Here is a 14,443-nt window from a genome sequence, read left to right on the forward strand (position 1 = left end):
TGCAGGGGGATGTCTAATCTGAAATCATACAAATCTAAAATCGAAAGATGCTGAACTACTTATTTGAATATCTCAATCAAATAGACTTCCCGGGAGCGGGACTGTTTCAGTACATCTCATTCCGTGCTGGGATGGCGGCATTGCTTTCATTGCTTATCACAATTACATTCGGTAAGCAGCTCATTAATATGCTGCGAAAGTATCAGCTGGGAGAATCCATCCGTGACCTGGGACTGGAAGGCCAAATGGAAAAGAAGGGAACACCTACGATGGGTGGCATTATCATCATTTCCGGGATTGTCATACCTACATTACTATTCGCAGACCTCAGTAACATCTACATTATTCTCCTGGTCATATCTGCACTCTGGATGGGTAGCATCGGGTTTCTGGATGACTACCTGAAAGTAAAAAAGAAAAACAAAGAAGGACTAAGAGGAAAATTCAAAGTAATCGGACAGATCGGACTGGGGCTGTTGGTAGGACTGGTAATGGTATTCCATGAAGACATTGTTGTGAGGGACTTTTCAGGAGAAGCATTCAAGGATGAAAACTCATTACTTACCACGATCCCTTTTGTTGCTAACAATGAATTCAATTACGAGTGGTTGCTGCCGGATTTTTTAGCAGACTACTCATGGGTACTATATGTGGGGGTTGTCATCTTCATTGTTACAGCCGTCTCAAATGGAGCAAATATCACAGATGGACTGGACGGCCTTGCAGCAGGCACATGTGCAATCATTGCCTTGACTTTAGCTGTATTGGCATACTTATCAGGTAATGCGATCTTCTCCGATTACCTCAACATCATGTTCATTCCTAACTCAGGTGAACTGGTAATCTTTTGTACCGCATTTGTAGGGGCTTGCATCGGGTTCCTGTGGTACAATGCATACCCTGCTCAGGTATTCATGGGCGATACGGGTAGTCTTTCATTAGGCGGAATCATTGCCGTTCTGGCATTTGTGATTCGGAAAGAATTATTGATCCCAATACTATGTGGGATTCTGGTCATCGAGAATTTATCGGTGATTATACAGGTGTCTTATTTCAAGTACACCAAAAAGAAATATGGGGAAGGAAGACGCATCTTTTTGATGTCGCCACTTCATCACCATTATCAAAAGAAGGGAATTCATGAGGCCAAGATCGTAGGAAGGTTCTGGATCATGGGTATTCTCCTAGCCATTTTCACACTTGCAACGCTAAAAATCAGATAATGACAGTAACAGAAATCCATGAACTAAACGAGAAATTCCAGAAAGGTGCAGTACAGCTTTCTGAGCTCATCCCATCTGGCACTTTGGTGCAGGCAACATCCATGTTAATCCGATGTTCACGTAAGATTGATGATCAATTTTTGAAGTTGTTAAAGGCACCTTCGGAGATGGCATTCAATCAGATAATGGGAAAGCTGGAAGATGAAACCGATGAGGTGCTTTTCATCCTTGATCAGCTTGAGCTGGCCAATAAAAAGCAGAAGATCGCTTTGATCAATGACTTTGTAAAGGATGGATACGACCTAATGTCGATCTATTCCAGATGTTTTGATGTGATCATAGACCGAAAACAAAAAGAAGAGGAATAATGAACGAACGCATAGTCATATTAGGCGGAGGAGAGAGCGGCGTTGGGGCTGCCATACTTGCTCGTCAAAAGGGCTATGATGTATTCCTTTCTGACGGAGGAAACCTGGCCCCAGACCGGAGAAGGACGCTTAAAAGTCAGAAAATTGATTTTGAAGAGGGAGGACATTCGGAAGAGTTGATCATGGATGCTTCTCTTGTTGTGAAAAGCCCTGGCATTCCGGATTCAGCTCCACTCATTCAAAAAATTGTTGGCAAAGGCATTCCTGTCATTTCTGAGATTGAGTTTGCGTATCGATTTATTGATAAGGCAAAAGTGATTGCCATTACCGGTACCAATGGAAAGACAACTACTTCGATGCTAACCTATCACTTGCTGAAAACCGCAGGTTATAAAGTGGCACTTGGGGGGAACGTTGGAAGGAGCCTTGCCGGACTTGTTGCTGAAGGCGGCTATCATTATTATGTCGTGGAGGTAAGTAGTTTCCAATTGGACGGGATTCAAAATTTCCGACCGGATGTGGCTGTGTTACTGAATATCACACCTGATCACCTGGATCGTTATGAGTACAACTTCAATAAGTATGTCACTTCGAAATTCAGAATTGTAGAGAATCTAACGAACGAACAGGCATTCATCTACTGTGCGGATTCTGATCCGGTGACCGAGGAAATTAGTCGTAGAAAAATCGAGGCAAGCATGTTTGCCATGTCAGCGTCTAACAATAACAAACTCAGCGCTTATCTAAAGGAAGAGCACCTGATTTTTAATTTCCAGTTCAAGAAGAATAGTGCTGAATATAAGATTCCGGTCTCTGAGATCTCATTGATTGGTAAGCACAATATGGTCAACAGTATGGCTGCTGTATTGAGTGCACTTTGCATGGAGGTGCCGATTGAAAAAGTACTGAAGGGACTTAAGAACTTTAAAAATGCACCTCACCGATTGGAATTCGTGCAGGAGATAGATGGTGCGGCATACATCAACGATTCCAAAGCTACCAATGTCGATTCGGTCTACTATGCGCTGGATGGTGTGAAAGGAGATATCATTTGGATTGCCGGAGGAATCGATAAAGGAAATGATTACAAGCAGATCGAGAAGTTGGTAGAGAAGAAAGTGAAGGGACTGATCTGTATGGGTAAGGATAACAGCGCTTTGACTAAGTTTTTCGGATCTAAACTGGATCGTATCGCTGAGGTTGATTCAGTCAAAAAGGCAATTCATCAGGCACATGAATGGGCCAATGATGGAGATGTTGTGTTACTGTCTCCAGCCTGTGCCAGCTTCGATTTGTTCGATAATTACGAGGATCGTGGTGACAAATTCAAGCGAGCAGTCCATAAGCTCGCAAAGAAATTAAAAACGAAAGAGGCATGATGATATCTGTTTTTAAAATAGTGTCATTGACTAGTTCTGTTAAGCTCGGTTTCGATAGGAAGTCCCCCTTTGAAGGGGGGTGCAAAAGCAAGAGTGTCGGAAACGGTATGTTAAAAAAAAATCAATTCAAGCAATGAATGAAATCAAAAATTGGGCATATAGAAACCTGAAAGGTGACCCGGTGATTTGGTTCATCGTGCTGATCCTTTCATTGTTTAGCATTTTGGTGGTATATAGCGCCACCGGCAGCCTGGCCTACAAAATGATGGATGGCAACACAGAGTACTATTTGATCAAGCACTCGGTTTTGGTGGTGGTGAGTTTGATAGCCATATGGATTGCTCACCGCATCGATTATCGTTATTACTCTAAAATTTCACGCCTTGTTCTTTGGCTCTGTGTGCCACTTCTTCTGTTTACCTGGATGTTTGGTACCAATATCAACGAGGCATCCCGATGGTTAACGATCCCTGTAATCAATCAGGCATTTCAGCCTTCAGACTTAGCTAAGCTTGCTCTACTAGTGACATTAGCGAGTATGCTATCTAAGCGTCAGCGATCCATTGATGATTTTCAAAAAGCCATTGTCCCAATGCTTTTTTGGATTGGGTTGATCTGTGGATTGATTGCACTGACCAATTTTTCATCAGCGATTCTATTATTCCTCACATGCATGCTGGTTCTTTTCATCGGGAGAGTCCCTGTGAAATACCTGGCGATGCTCGTAGTGATTTGTGCATCATTTGGTTCGGTGGCATTCATGGTTGGACAAAGAGGAGGAACAGCTATCTCCAGGGTAGAAGACTTTATCAATAACGATACACCATATCAGGCGAAACAGGCTTACATAGCCATAGCTTCTGGAGGTGTCATTGGTAAGGGGCCTGGGCAAAGTGATCAACGAAATTTCTTACCACACCCATACTCAGATTTCATCTATGCAATCATATTAGAAGAGTACGGATTGATTGGTGGGGTACTCATTCTCTTTCTATACCTCGCACTATTGTATCGGGGCATGAAGGCAGCAGAGCAGAATGAACGGGCCTACGGCGGACTGCTATCCGCAGGGCTGAGCTTCGCGCTGGTCATACAGGCACTGGTAAATATGGGAGTGGCAGTAGGACTGGGACCGGTTACAGGATTAACTCTTCCGTTTATCAGTATGGGAGGAACTTCTCAGCTTTTTGCTGGGGTGGCATTAGGTATCATCCTCAGTGTGAGTAGAGGTGAGATAGACAATTTCGGAGGAACAATAGGGAATCAATATAAAGAAGCTGCATAATCGAACAGGGACGAACATATCGGATAATGATTAGCGGTGGCGGCACAGGTGGCCACATCTACCCGGCTATTTCCATTGCCCAGGCATTGAAAGACATGCTTCAGTCGGTGGAGATTTTGTTCGTAGGTGCAAAAGGAAAGATGGAGATGAAGAAGGTGCCTGAAGCTGGTTTTGAAATAGAAGGACTCTGGATTAGTGGCATACAAAGAAAGCTATCTGCAGATAATTTGATGTTTCCGTTTAAGCTCCTATCGAGTATTCGGCAAGCATCTAAGTTGATCAAAAAATTCAATCCTGATGCGGTGGTAGGAGTAGGAGGATATGCCAGTGGACCATTGCTTTATGTAGCTGGTAAAAAAGGAATTCCAACCTTAATTCAGGAGCAAAATTCGTATGCCGGACTGACCAATAAATGGTTGTCAAAGTCAGCTAAAACGATATGTGTTGCGCATCAGGGAATGGAGAAGTATTTTCCTGCTGACAAAATTGTCGTAACAGGAAACCCTGTAAGAAAGACTATCAAGCTTAATCCTAATCGAAAAGCTGAGGCATTCAAGCATTTTGAGCTGGATGAGTTTAAACCAACGCTACTGGTAATAGGAGGAAGCTTGGGAGCAAGAACATTGAATGAAAGCGTTCTAAATGGTTTAGAGAAGCTTGCAAAAGAGGATATTCAAGTGATCTGGCAATGTGGTGGTTACTACCATGATGAAATGAAAGGGAGAGTAGAAGATAAAGGTGGAAAGGTCATCCTTAAGGATTTCATTCTCCAAATGGACTTTGCATATGCATGTGCGGATGTTGTGATTTCAAGAGCGGGAGCACTTTCCATAGCGGAACTGATGCTTACAAGTAAGCCTTCGATCTTAGTGCCTTCTCCTAATGTAGCAGAGGATCATCAGACAATCAATGCAAAGGCACTAGTGGATAATGAGGCAGCTGAAATGGTAAAGGACAATGAAGCCATGGACAAGCTTATTGATGAGGCCATTGCATTATTGAAGAATAAAGACCGACAGCAAAAGCTGTCTACGAATATTGGAGCTATGGCGCATGAAAATGCTGCCATGGATATCGCAAACGAAGTGGTAAAATTGGTTGATAAATGAAATTAGCTGGAGAACATATAGTTCAATTTTGCCATCCTGAGCGCAGCGAAGGATCTATTCCCCCTTTGAAGTGGTCCTACGATTCGGGGGGTGTGTTGGATACATGTGTAAGCAGGGGGATGTATAAAACGAATCATCAATCATGAAGCTCAACGAAGTAAATAGTGCCTATTTCATCGGTATCGGAGGTATCGGTATGAGTGCATTGGCTCGTTGGTTCCATGCGAAGGGTAAACCGGTGGCCGGATATGATAAGACGGAATCCGATTTGACGAAAAAGCTTGTTGAGGAAGGGATTGAGGTGCATTATGAAGATCAGCTGGATTTGATTGGTGATAAATTCCTGGAAAAGGAAGGTACATTGATTGTTTACACGCCTGCTATCCCACAAGATCACATCGAGTTTAATTACTTCCGTGATAATGGCTTTACAGTGATGAAGCGATCAGAAGTGCTCGGAATGATCACAGAAAATCACTTCACCATTGCGGTAGCGGGAACACATGGAAAAACGACTACAACGTCCATGATCGCGCATTTACTAAGTCATTCCAGAAAAGGATGCTCAGCGTTTGTTGGCGGGATCATGGCCAATACGGGTACTAATCTGATCATTGGAGATGACAATGCTCCGGTGGTGGTGGAAGCAGATGAATATGATCGTTCATTCATGCGATTGAACCCAAACTACACAGTAATTACTTCACTGGATCCGGACCATCTGGACATCTACGGGGATGAAACGGCCATGCTGGATACTTATGAGGAGTTCGTGAAGAAGACACCAAAGGATGGGAAGGTTCTAATGTATTCGGACGCTGGGTTTAAGATCAACCCGGGAAATAAATATATATCCTATGCAATAAGACACGGAGATGCAGTTGCGGATGCTCTTCGGATAGTGAACGGAGCGTTTGTATTCACCTATCGCTATGGTATGGAGAAAATCTCGGATGTACACCTGGAGTTTCCGGGGTACCATAATGTGGAGAATGCACTGGCAGCTATCACAGTGGCTGTGGACATGGGCATGGAAGGACGAGAAATTCGCAAACTAATGCGATCCTACAAGGGAGTAAAGAGAAGGTTTGAATACGTCTTTAGAAGTCCGCATGCAACACTTATTGATGATTATGCACATCATCCCGAAGAGATCAATGCTTTTTTGAAGTCGGTAAGATCACTGGCAGGCAAGAGAAAGATCACAGCCATTTTTCAGCCGCACTTGTATTCGCGAACAAACGATTTCAAGAAAGGCTTTGCTGAGGCACTGGATAAAGCAGATGATGTGATTCTGCTGGACATCTATCCTGCCAGGGAGGAACCGATTGAAGGTGTGAGTTCCAAGTCAATTTATGACTTAATGGAGAATGAGAATAAAGTGATGGTAACTAAAGATTATTTACTTCAGGAGTTGGATGATCATAACCTGGATATCGTGGTGACCATAGGTGCCGGTGATATTGACCGTGAGGTTCCGAAAATCGCCGAGTACATGAAAAATAAGTTTAATCCTAAAAGTGAAGAAGATGAGTAAGGAAGAAAAGAAAAACATCCTGATCTACTCATTCAGTGGCTTGCTTTTGCTCACGCTGATCACCTTTGCAGGGTTAAAAAATAATGGTAGGTCTGTGGAGAATATTAAGGTTGAAATCTTTGATCAGGAGGGAATATTTTTTACTGATCAGCTGGAGGTTGTTGATTTGATGACGGATAAGAGTGCAGACTATGTAATAGGGGTGGAAATGCGGGATCTTGATCCCAAAGTGCTGGAAGAGCGAGTGGAAACCAATCCATTTGTGAAGGATGCTCAGGTATATCGAGACCTGAAGGGGAATTTGCAGGTGAAGGTTGAGCAGAGTAAGCCGATAGCAAGACTTTTCATTGATGGGAAAAAGGATCGATACATCGATGAAGATGGTCGGGTGCTCCCGATTAATGCAAAACATACCGCCCGGGTACCATTAATGGAAACGGAATTTGAATTCATGTGGGAGAAAAACCTGAATGAAAGCAAGTTTGGAAGACAGGTGTTTGAGCTGCTCACTTTTATTGAAAAGGATGAATTCTGGAAAGCCCAGATTGCACATATCTTCATTCGAAAAGATGGAGAGATAGAACTGTTTCCTCAGGTAACGAAGCAGGTTGTTGAGTTTGGTAAGCCTGAAGATTTAGAAAGAAAGTTTTCAAAGCTGATGACTTTTTATAAGGAGATTTTACCTAAGAAAGGGTGGAACACCTACGATAGGGTAAATCTGAAGTTTGAAAATCAAATTATATGTGAATGACCAACATAGTTGGAAATATCATTTTAGAGTGTCATCCTGAGCAAAGCGAAGGATCTTTTCCCCTTCTGGAGCGATTCGACGTTTCGAAGGGTAGGGGGAGGAAGAATAATAGCAGGGGGATGTTAATTAAGATTCCTGCATGCGCAGGAGCGACGAAGAAATATTTAATCACCGAGAAATAAAGAAATTATGGAAGATAAAATCATCGTTGGACTAGACATTGGCACCACAAAGATTTGTGCCATTGTAGGTAAGAAAAATGAATACGGAAAGCTCGAGATACTCGGCATGGGCAAGGCAGTATCTGATGGTGTGATCCGTGGAATTGTCACCAATATTGATAAGACCGTTCGTGCAATAGAGAAAGCGATCTCCGAAGCAAGCGAGCAGTCTGGTATTGATATAGGAGTGGTGAATGTGGGCATTGCCGGTCAGCACATTCGAAGTGCTGTTCATCATGGAGGAATCACTCGTGAGGATACGGATGGTGAGATTACCATCGAGGATCTTGCTCGCCTAAATAGCGATATGCACCGAATTGTTACTCCGCCAGGTAGCGAGATCATCCACGTAATGCCACAAGATTACATCGTAGACTATGAAGATGGTATCATGGATCCGGTTGGGATGACAGGCGTAAAGCTTGAAGCTGACTTCCATATCATTACTGCTCAAACCAACGCAATCAACAACATAAACAAGTGTGTGAAAAAGGCTGGGCTCCAGATTGAGAATCTCATTTTGGAACCACTCGCGTCCAGCTTATCTGTGCTAAGCGATGAGGAAAAAGAGGCAGGTGTTTGTCTGGTAGATATTGGAGGTGGAACTACAGATGTTGCGGTATTCTATGAGAATATCATCCGACACACAGCAGTGATTCCTTTTGGTGGTAATATCATCACCTCTGACATCAAGCAAGGCTGTATGGTGATGGAGCATCAGGCGGAATTGCTAAAAACGAAATTTGGTAAGGCTATTTCTGAAGAAGCCAGCCCGAACGAGATCGTATCGATCCCTGGATTGAGAAACCGACCTCCTAAAGAAATCTCTATTAAAAACCTCGCGCATATCATAGAGGCGAGAATGGAAGAGATCATTGAGCTGGTTCATACCGAAATTATTAGCTCCGGCTTCAATAAGAAGCTGGCTGCAGGTATCGTGGTGACCGGGGGTGGTTCTCAGTTGACCAATCTAAGTCAGCTGTTTGAGTATATGACCGGACTGGATACACGCATTGGTTATCCTAATGAGCACCTTGGAAGAAGTAAAGTGGATGCGGCGAAGAGCCCAATGTTTGCAACAACCGTTGGATTAGTACTTTCAGGATTTAAAGCCCTGGATATCCGACAGGCAAGATATTCGGAAGCTCCATCTTTTAAAGGAGATGGCAAGAAAAAGATGAAGGCTGGAAATAAATTCTTTTCCAATATTCTGGAGAAAACGAAAGGGCTTTTAATCGATGATTTTGATGATAAGATTAATTAAGTCACAAGCCGCAAGATGCAAGCTACAAGCGGGACTTGAAGCTTTAGACTTGAAGCTTGAAGCTTTAGAACTTAAAACTTAGAAAAATGGCAGAAAATATGTATCAATTCGACTTACCGTCACATCATAAATCCATCATTAAGGTGGTGGGTGTTGGTGGTGGCGGCAGCAATGCTGTTAATCACATGTACAGCCTGGGGATCCGGGATGTAGAGTTTGTGGTTTGTAACACGGACCATCAGGCACTGGAAAGCAGTGCGGTTCCAAGCAAACTGCAAATAGGAACAAACCTGACCAGTGGGTTGGGGGCAGGGGCAAACCCTGAAAGAGGCAAAAATGCCGCGATCGAAAGCAAAGAAGAAATTCGCGACCTACTCTCGCAAGACACGAAAATGGTCTTCATCACAGCAGGAATGGGTGGAGGTACCGGTACCGGTGCAGCACCAGTCATTGCGCAGGTAGCCAGTGAGCTGGATATCCTTACAGTTGGTATCGTCACTGCACCATTTGCTTTTGAAGGAAAGAAAAAAATGAAAGCCGCTGAGGAAGGGATCAAAGAGCTGAAAAAGTACTGCGATACCGTCCTTGTAATCATGAACGACAAGCTGCGGGAAATCTATGGTAATCTATCTATAAGTGACGCGTTTGCGCAAGCAGACAATGTATTAACAACGGCTGCAAAAGGTATTGCTGAGATCATTACTGTTCCGGGATATGTCAACGTGGACTTTGAAGATGTGAAAACCGTGATGAAAGGTGCCGGACCAGCTGTAATGGGATCAGCGAAAACAATTGGCGATAACAGAGCGAGAAGAGCAGCAGAAGAGGCTCTTAACTCTCCATTGTTGAATCAGCAGGATATCTACGGAGCGGAAAAAATCTTACTTTCAATTATTTCCGGTGAGGAAGCAGAACTCCAGATGGATGAGCTTACTGATATTACTGATTACATCCAGGAATATGCCGGTGATGATGCGGAGGTAATCTTCGGACATGGTGTGGACAGCTCATTGGGTGAAAACATTCGCGTGACGGTGATAGCAACCGGATTTGGTAAAATAGATGAAGATGGCGAGTACATTTCTAAAGAGGAAGAGGCCAAACGATTTGATCTGGATTCGCAGAAAGAAATTGATGAATCCAAAAAGCGAGGTAACACTTCTGACTTCATGTTTGAAATTGAAGAGGAGAGTGATAAGGATGGCGTAGAGGATTGGGACTATGAGTTCAGTTCTTTGAAAGATGAGATCAAGCGTGAGGTGGAAGAAGAGGAGCAGAGAAAGAAAAAGCCGGAACAGCGTTCTTTTGAGTTTGATTTTACCAATGGGTTTGATCATGAGGAAGAAGAGGAGCTGCATGAAGATGAGGTGAATATCTCAGATGCTTTTCACGCAACTCCTAGCTCCAAACAAGTCAAGCTTGCGCAAGAGCGAGCGGAACGTGAGGCGATGTTCAATAATAAGAAGTTTGAAATGCCAACAGAGGAGTTTAAAGAACGACTGGATGTACCGGCATATGAGCGAAAGAAAATCAAGCTTCAGAACGTGCCGCACTCTTCTGAGCGAAACGTCTCAAAGTATAATCTAAACGAAGAGAATCAGATTTTAGGCAATAATAAGTTTTTGCATGATAATGTAGACTGATGAAAGGCTAGTCCTTCAATCTACGTCATCGCGAGTAACGAAGCGATCTTAATATTGAGATTGCTTAACCCGCTTTTCAGCGGATTCGCAATGACGAAAAAGGTCTAAAAACATGGTTAACAGTAGGTGTTAGTCATATATCGTCCTGACTTCAAAAGGTTGGGATATTCTGCCAAGAATGGCCCCTGGTATTAATTTGTCAGGGGCTTGATTTTTTTAAATTTGTGCTCGCTACTTTGCTTCTATTGGATTATCTTCCCCAATTGCTACACCCATCTTCTTTACCAATTCCTCTACAGATTCATTTTCGTAATCGATATCCATAGGCTGACCAAATTTCAGGGATAGAGTCACACCCTTTTTTAGTCGTTTGATTCCAGTTTTATCAAAGGCTTCTCTAAAACCATCCACTCTTACGGGTATTACCACTGGTTTGTGTTGTTTGATGATATGTGCGGTTCCTTTTCGTACTGGTGCGCCCTGTCGGGTGGTTCCCTGCGGAAACGTAACAACCCATCCATCTTTGATTGCCATACCAATGGATTTGGTATCATCGGGGTTGACATCTCGTTTGATCATTTCATCCCCCTTTCGCCATGTACGGTCTACCGTCACTGCACCAGCCAGTGCAAGCACTTTAGCCAAGGCCCCTTTCTCCATTGTCTCACGTGCAGCTACATAATATACGTTCACCTTCGGATTCTTTAGGTAGCTCCAGTCATCAATGGAATCTACTTGTCCGTTGAGTGCCGCAAACATGGCATGAAACATTGCGATTACATCGGTAAAGATGGTCTGATGGTTTGCAATGAAGAGGACGTTGTTGTCCGGGATCTCAGTCAAAACCTTGCTCCCGGAAACTACCACTTTGTTGGGTTTTAACAGGTACCATAGTACCAATCTTCCCACTGTCTGAAAAATCTTCTTTTTGAACCAGATCGACTGACCGAATATATTCTTCTTAGCCATGGAAACTTTTTTTCAACTCGAAATTACTGAACATGATGGAAGTATTGACCAAAATAAATAACCCCGACAAAATTGCCGGGGCTTTCATAGTAGAGTAAGTAGGTAATTGGGCGTTTTCTTTATTCTGTACGTAGTGATTTCACCGGATTGGTTTTTAAGGTGCTCAGCACTTTGGACGATATACTTAGCAAGGCAAGACCAATGACAAATGTGACAGGAATGAAGACAAACCACCATCCCAACTCAATTCGGAAGGTGTAGTCCTCCAGCCACTTAGACATGATCCACCAGGCAGCAGGCAGGCTGACCATACAAGCAGCCCCCACAAGGATCATGTATTCCCTGGATAGTAACACCAGTAGGTTTTTAGCAGTAGCACCCAGCACTTTACGTATGCCTATTTCTTTGGTTCGTCGTTGCACGCTGAATGAGGTCAATCCATAGAGTCCAAGGCAGGCAATCAAGATAGCCAGAATCGAAAACCCAGTAAAAATCTTTCCAAAGCGGATATCTTCCTTATACTGTTCATCAAATGCCCGGTCAAGAAAGAAATAGTCCATCTGGTAGTCTGTAAAGACATCATTCCATTCTGCTTTGACAATCGCAACTAAATCAGACAGCTGTTCACTACGGGAATCACCTGATGTATCATCCAATCGGAGTTTGATGAAATAATACTCGGTCCATGAACTTAAAATGTAAGTAAGCGGAGTGTAATCATTGTGAAGGGAGGTATGATGATGGTTTTCAAGTACACCACGCACTGTTAGAGGCACGTAAAAACCAGCCAATTCGGCTCCTATTGCATCTTCTGGATTGGAAAAACCAAGTTGCTCAGCCAGTTTTTCATTGATGACCACATCTCCTTTTGTCCATGGGTCATCCCCACGCTGCAGCTCTCTTCCGGCTATCAGGTCTATCCCAAAGAACTGAGGAAAATTCAGATCCATGGATACTAGTCCAATTCGAACCGAGCTTTCCTGAGACTGATTTTTCAGGTAGATATTAGTCCCCCATCCAACGGGCTCTCCGGGGATTTCTCCAGCATTTGTAATCTCTTTAATCCCGGCGTATTTCTCAAGTTCGGTTTTGAGCGTGCGAAACTTCTTCACATCCTCACGATCATCTGAGTTAATGTCACCTGGAGGAGATTTTATCACCAGAATATTCTCGATTTCTATACCCAGATCTGCATCTCGCATAAAGTTGAGTTGCTCGTAGACAGTAATCGTGCCAGCAATAAGCATGAAGGTGATCATGAACTGCACAAATACCATACTCTTTCGCATCTTTACACCACCTACTTTTCCTCTGTTGCCAATTAAGATGTTCACAATGTTCATCGTTTTAAGCAGAACATAAGGATATAGTCCAATAAGTAGTGTGCCAGCTGCAATTAGTCCAATTAAGAGTAGCAAAACCTTTAGGTCCATTAGTGCTGATACCGGCAGTCCAGTCACTTCAATTAAATATTTTTCACCTACCTGTGTCAGCAAGATTGCCAAACCAAAAGCCAGCAAATTCATGACGAGGGCTTCTAGAATAAAAAGCAGTGTGATTTGCTTCATAGATGATCCCATGCATTTTCGGATACCTATCTCCTTCAATCGCTCCATGGTTCGCACCAATGACAGGTTCATGTAATTGATCCAAGCGATGATAAGAATGATCGCTGCGATGAGACTGAGGACCAAAACTGTTTTACTATCCACACCTTCAGCAAATGCCCAAGCACTTTGAGAATTTAGGTGAATATCAGTAATGAGACGGAGGTAGTAATCGACAGCATATCCGTTTTGGGAGTATGATTCCTTAGAATTTTCATCATGCAGACGGATGATTGCACTTAGAATTTCTCCCTTTTTAGATTCGTCTGTAGCTAGTATATAAGTGATCATGCTGCTGGAACTCCAGCTTTGTCTGGCCTCCGTATAGTTATCCAGCGATGGGAAGGAGAGTAAAAGACCAAATTGTATGTGTGAGTTTGTAGGGATATCCTTTAATACGCCAACGAGTTCATATTCATGTGATCCTGTATTGCTCGCAAGGGTAAACGAACGACCAATTGCTTTTTGGGGGTCGCTGAAGTACTTTCTTGATTCCTTTAGGGTGAGTATTGCTTTTTGTGGCTCATGAAATTTTGCTGCACTTCCAGCTTCAAATTCAAAATCAAATAGTGTAAAAACTCCTTGGTCAGCAATGTAAATCTGTGGCTGCTCAAAATTGACTTTGTTTTTACCATCATCATAGATGATGGACGAATTGGCATAACTGAAATTGAAAAATCGAGCAACCTCTTTCACCTGGGGAGATTGTGCTTTTAATGTCTCCCCCATCATAGATGGTGAGCTGATACTCTGGCCTAATGCTTCGCCATTCTTATAAGCATCAGATTCTAATCGGAAGATCCGATCAGCTTTTTCATGAAATGCATCGAATGACGTATGAAAATTGACATATTGAGCGATTACCAAACAGGCAGCCATGCCAAGAGACAGACCCAAAATATTGATGAAGGAGAACACTTTGTTTTTTTGGATCTGCCGAAAGATCGTTATCAGGTAGTTCTTTAGCATGTCGATTTTGGTTGATTATTGAAAATCAATTGCTATGCCACGTATTGTAAAAATCAGTAAATCAATTAGTTACAGTAATTGGTGAATTATATTTCTGTGCGATTTCGCACAATTGAGT

The 14,443-nt window shown here is 43.0% G+C and carries 12 protein-coding genes; 10 read left to right on the forward strand and 2 right to left on the reverse strand.

Going from position 1 to position 14,443, the window contains the following annotated elements; translation table 11 throughout:
* Positions 1-47: 47 nt before the first annotated feature.
* The 10 genes from mraY (at position 48) to ftsZ (ending at position 10,780) form a co-directional block, all read left to right on the forward strand.
* Positions 48-1,223, forward strand: coding sequence for a phospho-N-acetylmuramoyl-pentapeptide-transferase (gene mraY, locus ACXAH9_RS04460; protein WP_474893663.1), 1,176 nt, complete (start codon positions 48-50; stop codon positions 1,221-1,223).
* The gene (locus ACXAH9_RS04465) at positions 1,223-1,591 is read left to right on the forward strand and encodes a hypothetical protein (RefSeq protein WP_350205860.1); all 369 of its coding nucleotides are present in this window, start codon (positions 1,223-1,225) and stop codon (positions 1,589-1,591) included. Before mraY ends, ACXAH9_RS04465 begins: the two co-directional genes overlap by 1 nt.
* Positions 1,591-2,970, forward strand: a complete 1,380-nt coding sequence (gene murD / locus ACXAH9_RS04470; RefSeq protein WP_474893664.1) for a UDP-N-acetylmuramoyl-L-alanine--D-glutamate ligase — start codon at positions 1,591-1,593, stop codon at positions 2,968-2,970. Before ACXAH9_RS04465 ends, murD begins: the two co-directional genes overlap by 1 nt.
* A gap of 133 nt (positions 2,971-3,103) precedes the next feature.
* Positions 3,104-4,255: an FtsW/RodA/SpoVE family cell cycle protein gene (locus ACXAH9_RS04475; protein ID WP_474893665.1), complete on the forward strand. Its 1,152-nt coding sequence runs from the start codon at positions 3,104-3,106 to the stop codon at positions 4,253-4,255.
* 26 nt (positions 4,256-4,281) lie between these two features.
* Complete coding sequence (murG, locus tag ACXAH9_RS04480; RefSeq protein WP_474893666.1) at positions 4,282-5,364, forward strand: undecaprenyldiphospho-muramoylpentapeptide beta-N-acetylglucosaminyltransferase; 1,083 nt, start codon at positions 4,282-4,284, stop codon at positions 5,362-5,364.
* Between the two features lie 142 nt (positions 5,365-5,506).
* Complete coding sequence (murC, locus tag ACXAH9_RS04485) at positions 5,507-6,901, forward strand: UDP-N-acetylmuramate--L-alanine ligase (RefSeq protein ID WP_474893667.1); 1,395 nt, start codon at positions 5,507-5,509, stop codon at positions 6,899-6,901.
* A complete protein-coding gene (locus ACXAH9_RS04490; protein ID WP_474893668.1) occupies positions 6,894-7,652 on the forward strand; it encodes a cell division protein FtsQ/DivIB in 759 nt (252 codons plus the stop codon). The genes murC and ACXAH9_RS04490 overlap by 8 nt, the downstream gene beginning before the upstream one ends.
* Complete coding sequence (locus ACXAH9_RS04495) at positions 7,649-7,834, forward strand: hypothetical protein (RefSeq protein ID WP_474893669.1); 186 nt, start codon at positions 7,649-7,651, stop codon at positions 7,832-7,834. The genes ACXAH9_RS04490 and ACXAH9_RS04495 overlap by 4 nt, the downstream gene beginning before the upstream one ends.
* Before the next feature lie 7 nt (positions 7,835-7,841).
* Entirely contained in the window at positions 7,842-9,137 is a 1,296-nt protein-coding gene (ftsA, locus tag ACXAH9_RS04500; protein ID WP_474893670.1) for a cell division protein FtsA, read from the forward strand.
* An 86-nt stretch (positions 9,138-9,223) separates the two neighbouring features.
* Entirely contained in the window at positions 9,224-10,780 is a 1,557-nt protein-coding gene (ftsZ, locus tag ACXAH9_RS04505) for a cell division protein FtsZ (protein ID WP_474893671.1), read from the forward strand.
* Between the two features lie 231 nt (positions 10,781-11,011).
* On the opposite strand, the gene ACXAH9_RS04510 is transcribed toward ftsZ, so the two are convergent.
* Positions 11,012-11,749, reverse strand: a complete 738-nt coding sequence (locus ACXAH9_RS04510; RefSeq protein WP_474893672.1) for a lysophospholipid acyltransferase family protein — start codon at positions 11,747-11,749, stop codon at positions 11,012-11,014.
* 119 nt (positions 11,750-11,868) lie between these two features.
* Positions 11,869-14,325, reverse strand: coding sequence for an ABC transporter permease (locus ACXAH9_RS04515; protein ID WP_474893673.1), 2,457 nt, complete (start codon positions 14,323-14,325; stop codon positions 11,869-11,871).
* Between the last annotated feature and the right edge of the window lie 118 nt (positions 14,326-14,443).

Source organism: Ekhidna sp. ABH4_415 (assembly GCF_056161305.1).

What these genes read in the sequence shown, in the direction of transcription:
- ftsA (WP_474893670.1), top strand. Translation starts at nt 7,842, where the DNA reads ATGGAAGATAAAATCATCGTTGGACTAGACATTGGCACCACAAAGATT.
- ftsZ (WP_474893671.1), top strand. Translation starts at nt 9,224, where the DNA reads ATGGCAGAAAATATGTATCAATTCGACTTACCGTCACATCATAAATCC.
- ACXAH9_RS04490 (WP_474893668.1), top strand. Translation starts at nt 6,894, where the DNA reads ATGAGTAAGGAAGAAAAGAAAAACATCCTGATCTACTCATTCAGTGGC.
- ACXAH9_RS04465 (WP_350205860.1), top strand. Translation starts at nt 1,223, where the DNA reads ATGACAGTAACAGAAATCCATGAACTAAACGAGAAATTCCAGAAAGGT.
- ACXAH9_RS04495 (WP_474893669.1), top strand. Translation starts at nt 7,649, where the DNA reads ATGACCAACATAGTTGGAAATATCATTTTAGAGTGTCATCCTGAGCAA.
- ACXAH9_RS04475 (WP_474893665.1), top strand. Translation starts at nt 3,104, where the DNA reads ATGAATGAAATCAAAAATTGGGCATATAGAAACCTGAAAGGTGACCCG.
- murD (WP_474893664.1), top strand. Translation starts at nt 1,591, where the DNA reads ATGAACGAACGCATAGTCATATTAGGCGGAGGAGAGAGCGGCGTTGGG.
- murC (WP_474893667.1), top strand. Translation starts at nt 5,507, where the DNA reads ATGAAGCTCAACGAAGTAAATAGTGCCTATTTCATCGGTATCGGAGGT.
- murG (WP_474893666.1), top strand. Translation starts at nt 4,282, where the DNA reads ATGATTAGCGGTGGCGGCACAGGTGGCCACATCTACCCGGCTATTTCC.
- ACXAH9_RS04510 (WP_474893672.1), bottom strand. Translation starts at nt 11,749, where the DNA reads ATGGCTAAGAAGAATATATTCGGTCAGTCGATCTGGTTCAAAAAGAAG.
- mraY (WP_474893663.1), top strand. Translation starts at nt 48, where the DNA reads ATGCTGAACTACTTATTTGAATATCTCAATCAAATAGACTTCCCGGGA.
- ACXAH9_RS04515 (WP_474893673.1), bottom strand. Translation starts at nt 14,325, where the DNA reads ATGCTAAAGAACTACCTGATAACGATCTTTCGGCAGATCCAAAAAAAC.